This window comes from Rhodococcus sp. NPDC056960 (assembly GCF_042674125.1).
GTDB lineage: Bacteria > Actinomycetota > Actinomycetes > Mycobacteriales > Mycobacteriaceae > Rhodococcus_F.
In genome coordinates this window covers 148,558-153,567 of record NZ_JBHURF010000018.1, presented here as the reverse complement: position 1 = coordinate 153,567, position 5,010 = coordinate 148,558, and the positions used below count along the sequence as shown (strand labels likewise).

Here is a 5,010-nt window from a genome sequence, read left to right as displayed (position 1 = left end):
CCCCGGTCAGGCGATGCGGAACCGTGTGAGACCGCGGATCGGCCACTCGCCGTTGACATCCGATGCGTCCTGTCCCTGCCGGACGAGGTAGTCGGCGAAGTCGCGCTGGCGGTCGGCATGCCAGTCGGCCTGGTGGGTCATGATGTCGAGGGCCCGCAGGTTCGGGTACTCCTGCGCGAGGGTCCGGGCGAGGTGCGCGGCGGCGACCGCGTCGGCCTCCGCCTCGTGGGCGTTCTCCAGCGCGATGCCGTAGTGCTCGCACACCGCCCCCAGGGTGCGCCTGCCCTTGCGGTACCGGTCCATCTCGCGGTCGATGACGTACGGGTCGACGACGACGCCGGTGACGAGTTCGGGACGCCCGAGGCGCATGCCCTCGGTGTGCATGACGGTCAGGTCGTACGACGCGTTGAACGCGACGACGGCGAAGTCCCGGGTCCACGCGTCGTACAGGGCGTCGCGGATCTCGCCGTACCCGGTGGCGTAGTCCTGTCCGTGGGCCCGGGCGTACTCCGTGGAGATGCCGTGCACGGCCGACGCGCCGTCCGGGATCGCGATCTCCGGATCGAGCAGCCAGGTTCGCGACTCGAAGTGGTGAGCGTCGACGAGGGCGATACACGCGGAGACGATGCGGGCATCGGTGGGGTCGGGCCCCGTCGTCTCGAGATCGAACGCGCAGATCGGTCTGTCCGACCAGCTGGTCATCAGGGGCCTCTCGGTGGTGATTCGGTGCCGGCCCAGTATCTGCCGCCCGACGCGCCGGATCCGGGACCGACACGGCAGACATCCCAGGTTGTCGCGGCCGGTCGCCGGGGGTATCGTGTCCTGCGGTCTGCAGTTCGCCCACGTCGTGAGCTGCCTTTTCGAGAGAGCAAGGAGGTGTGGCATCCGATGAGAAGCCGACCTCCGAGTACCAACTGAAACCGTTCCACCGGTAGGGGCACGGTTTCACGGTCCGTGTTCCTCAGCGCAGTTCCGCGCTGCCCACTTTCCTCGAAAGCACCGTGCCATGCCTCAGCTGCGCCCGATCCGTTCCCTCCTGCCCAGCCGCTCCGCCGGGCTGTCCGACGCCGCCGCCGGTCATGCGGCCCCGCGCCGGCCCCTCGAGCCGACGCCGGCCGAGGAGACCGTCGTCAACAGCGCCGTCTACCGCGACGGCCGGAAGACCGCCACACCCGCCACGCTGTCGGAGGCCCTCGGGAATCTTCCGGACTCGTCGTCGATGGCGTGGATCGGGATGTATCGGCCGAACGACGCCCAGTTGTACGCGGCAGCACGACAATTCGATCTGCACGAGCTGGCCGTCGAGGACGCGATCGTCGCCCATCAGCGACCCAAGCTCGAGCGGTACGGCAAGACGCTGTTCGTGGTCCTGCGCGCCGCGCGGTACTGCGACGAGACGGAGCGCGTCGAATTCGGTGAGCTGCACGTCTTCTGCGGTCCGACGTTCGTGCTCACCGTCCGGCACAGTGAATCTCCCGACTTGTCGGCGGTCCGCAGGCGGATGGAGAACAATCCGGACCTGCTCCGGCTCGGACCCGAGGCCGTCCTCTACGCCATCCTCGACGCGGTGGTCGACGGGTACGCGCCGGTGATCGCCGGGCTGCAGAACGACATCGACGAGATCGAGACCGAGGTGTTCAGCGGAGCGCCCGGCGTGTCGCGGCGCATCTACGAACTCACCCGCGAGGTCATCGAATTCCAGAGGGCCACAAGGCCGCTGCTCGGGATGCTGCGGGGGTTGTCGGATGGATTCGAGAAGTACAACACCGACGAGGAACTCCAGCGCTACCTGCGGGACGTCACCGACCACGCGACCGTGGTCGTCGAGCGGGCGGACGGTTTCCGGCAGTTGCTCGGGAACATCCTCACCGTCAACGCCACCCTCGTGTCGCAGGAGCAGAACGAGGAGATGCGCAACCTGACGCAGGCCAGCTACGCGCAGAACGAGGAGATCAAGAAGGTGTCGGCGTGGGCGGCGATCCTCTTCGCGCCCACCCTGATCGGGACCGTCTACGGCATGAACTTCGACCACATGCCCGAACTGCACTGGGCGGGTGGCTATCCGTTCGCCCTGTCGCTGATGATGCTCACCTGCGCCGGGCTGTACACGATCTTCAAACGCCGGGGCTGGCTGTGAGGCCGGCCGGCTGAGGATCGGTCCGCAGCCGGCCGGCGCCCGGTCAGATTTCGTCGACGCAGACGACGAACTTGCGCTCGGGGTACTCGTATCCGTTGGACGACGTGTTGCACGAGTCCACGGACGTGGCGCCCTGCACGATCTCCGTCACCTTCACACCGTCGACCGCCTTGGTGTCGGTGCACTCGATGCGCGCGGGATCCTCGCCGCCGACATCCATGCATCCGCCGACGACCCAGTCCACGTCGAGGCAGATCGCGCCCTGCTCGACACCGCCGAGGGTCTCGTAGTAGTACGAGTCGGCGTCGCTGATGCACTGGCTGTTCTTCGGGGCCTTGGCGATCACCTTGTAGTTCGAGTCGGCGCTGCCGCACACGGCCTTGTCGATCTCGGCGTCGCTGACGGTGCCGCCGAGCTTCACGCACTCACCGATCTCGACCTCGAAGTCGACGTCGCCGCCGGCGTCCTCGCCCTCCTGGCCGTCGATCACGGTGGTCGAATGGCTGGACGAGGTGGCCGCGGAGGCACCCGACTCCGGCACCGCGGTGGGCGTGGTGTCCGAACCGCACCCCGCGACCAGCACTGCCGTCGCCGACACCGCGACGACTGCGGTACACACCCGCCGAACTAACCCTGTCATGTCTGACCCTCCGTCGGGCGACGTCCCGCCACCCGTTCCTCTGAGATGACCGTCGCCACCTCGACCGTGTCCACCGCAAATGCCGTGTCGCGCATTATTTGATTACATCGCTGTCCGATTTGCCAATCGTGGTGACAGTATGGACGGGTGGATCTCCCCGTGATGCCTCCGTTACAGCCGATGCTCGCGAAGGCTGCGTCGTCCGTTCCGGCGCAACCGGAGTCCGGGCTCGTCTGGTCGTACGAACCGAAATGGGACGGTTTCCGCACCCTCGTGTTCCGTGACGGCGACGAGGTGGTGCTCGGCTCGCGGGGCGGAAAGGATCTGGCCAGGTACTTTCCCGAACTCGTGCGGGCGGTGCGAGAGGAGCTGCCGGAACGGTGCGTGGTCGACGGCGAACTCGTCGTCCCCCGCGACATCGACGGCCGCACCCGACTCGACTGGGAGTCGTTGTCGGAGCGCATCCATCCGGCGGAGAGCCGCGTCACCATGCTCTCGGAGAAGACGCCTGCCCAGTTCGTCGCATTCGACCTGCTGGCCCTCGGCGACCGCGACCTCAGCCGGGAGGACTTCTCCGTCCGGCGCGCGGAACTCGTCGCGACCGTCGGCGGCGGACCGAGCTGCCACGTCACCGCGGCCACCGAATCCAGCGCGGTCGCCACGCAATGGTTCGAGGCGTTCGAGGGCGCCGGCCTGGACGGGGTGGTGGCCAAGAAGCTGGTCGGTCCGTACCTGCCGAACAAGCGGGAGATGGTGAAGGTGAAGCACGCCCGCACCGCCGACTGCGTCGTCATCGGATACCGGCCGCACAAGAGCCAGCCGGGGATCGGGTCGATGCTGCTCGGATTGTACGACGGCGACCAGATGGCGATGGTCGGTGGCGCGTCGGCGTTCACGGCGGCGCGGCGGATCGAACTGCTCGCCGAACTCGACGAGCTGCGGGTCGGCGATGATGTCGTCGCCGACGGCGCGCCGACGCGGTGGCAGTCGGGCAACGACCGCACCTGGGTGCCGCTGCGCCCCGAACGGGTGGTCGAGGTGGCGTACGACCAGATGGAGGGCGCGCGGTTCCGGCACGCCGCGCGGTTCCTGCGCTGGCGTCCGGACCGGACGCCCGACGAATGCACATACCAGCAATTGGAGGTCCCGGTGCGATACGACCTTGCCGACGTTCTGGCCGGAGGTTCCTAGATGGCGAGTCCCGCCGAAGAACTCGACGTCGACGGTGTCGCCGTGCGGCTGTCGAGTCCCGACAAGATCTACTACCCGAAACTCGGCACCGAGGGCGGCACGAAACGCCACCTGGTGGAGTACTACCGCACGGTGGCACTGAACGGTGCGCTGCTCGGCGCCCTGATCGACCGGCCGACGCACCTGCAACGGTTCCCGGACGGCGTCGAGGGGGAGGAGATCTACCAGAAACGGGTCCCCGCGAAGCGTCCCGACCACGTCGAGTCGTGTGAGGTCACCTTCCCGTCCGGCCGCAAGGCCGACGTGCTCCGCGTGCGCAGCGCCGCGAACATCGTGTGGGCGGCGAACCTCGGCAACATCACGTTCCACCCGTGGGCGGTCCGGTGTCCCGACGTCGATCACCCCGACGAACTGCGCATCGACCTGGACCCGCAGCCCGGCACCGGATTCGACGACGCCCGCGCGGTCGCGCTGGACGTGCTCCGGCCGCTGCTGGACGAGCTGGGCCTCGTCGGCTACCCCAAGACGTCGGGCGGCCGCGGTCTGCACGTGTACCTCCACATCGAGCAGCGCTGGGACTTCGTCGAGGTGCGGCGCGCCGGCATCGCCCTCGCCCGGGAGGTCGAGCGGCGCAGCGGCGACCGGGCCACCACGTCGTGGTGGAAGGAGGAACGCGGCGAACGTATCTTCCTCGATTTCAACCAGAACGCGCGCGACAAGACCATCGCGTCCGCCTACTCGGCCCGCAAGACCCCGATCGCCACCGTGTCGACCCCCGTCACCTGGGAGGAACTCGTCGACGTCGACCCCGACGACTTCACCATCGCGACCGTGCCCGCCCTGCTCGCGAAGCGCGGCGACCCCATGGCGACCATGGGTGACGTGGCGCAGTCCCTGGACGTGCTGCTGGAGATGGCCGAACGCGACACCGCGAACGGTCTCGGCGATCTCCCGTACCCACCCAATTACCCCAAGATGCCGGGGGAACCCAAGCGGGTACAACCGAGTCGGGACCGAGACCGCAAATAGCCGGCACTCACGT

Annotated in this window: 5 protein-coding genes; 3 read left to right on the top strand and 2 right to left on the bottom strand. The window is 68.1% G+C overall.

Translation table 11 applies throughout. The features are described 5' to 3' along the window. Nucleotides 1–6 precede the first annotated feature (6 nt). Nucleotides 7–702: a 3'-5' exonuclease gene (locus tag ACFTWF_RS27695; RefSeq protein ID WP_378464339.1), complete on the bottom strand. Its 696-nt coding sequence runs from the start codon at nt 700–702 to the stop codon at nt 7–9. A gap of 304 nt (nt 703–1,006) precedes the next feature. Between ACFTWF_RS27695 and ACFTWF_RS27690 the strand changes: the two genes are divergently transcribed. Next, complete coding sequence (locus ACFTWF_RS27690; RefSeq protein WP_378464338.1) at nt 1,007–2,137, top strand: magnesium and cobalt transport protein CorA; 1,131 nt, start codon at nt 1,007–1,009, stop codon at nt 2,135–2,137. 43 nt (nt 2,138–2,180) lie between these two features. Here ACFTWF_RS27690 and ACFTWF_RS27685 read toward each other — a convergent pair whose 3' ends face one another. Continuing rightward, nucleotides 2,181–2,777 (bottom strand): hypothetical protein, encoded by a 597-nt coding sequence (locus ACFTWF_RS27685; protein ID WP_378464337.1) that lies wholly within the window; start codon nt 2,775–2,777, stop codon nt 2,181–2,183. Between the two features lie 147 nt (nt 2,778–2,924). Here ACFTWF_RS27685 and ACFTWF_RS27680 point away from each other — a divergent pair, with 147 nt between their 5' ends. Both ACFTWF_RS27680 and ACFTWF_RS27675 read left to right on the top strand, forming a co-directional pair. Then, the gene (locus tag ACFTWF_RS27680; protein WP_378464336.1) at nt 2,925–3,968 is read left to right on the top strand and encodes an ATP-dependent DNA ligase; all 1,044 of its coding nucleotides are present in this window, start codon (nt 2,925–2,927) and stop codon (nt 3,966–3,968) included. Further along, on the top strand, nt 3,969–4,997 hold the full coding sequence (locus ACFTWF_RS27675) for a DNA polymerase domain-containing protein (RefSeq protein ID WP_378464335.1): 1,029 nt from the start codon (nt 3,969–3,971) through the stop codon (nt 4,995–4,997). Nucleotides 4,998–5,010: the final 13 nt, after the last annotated feature.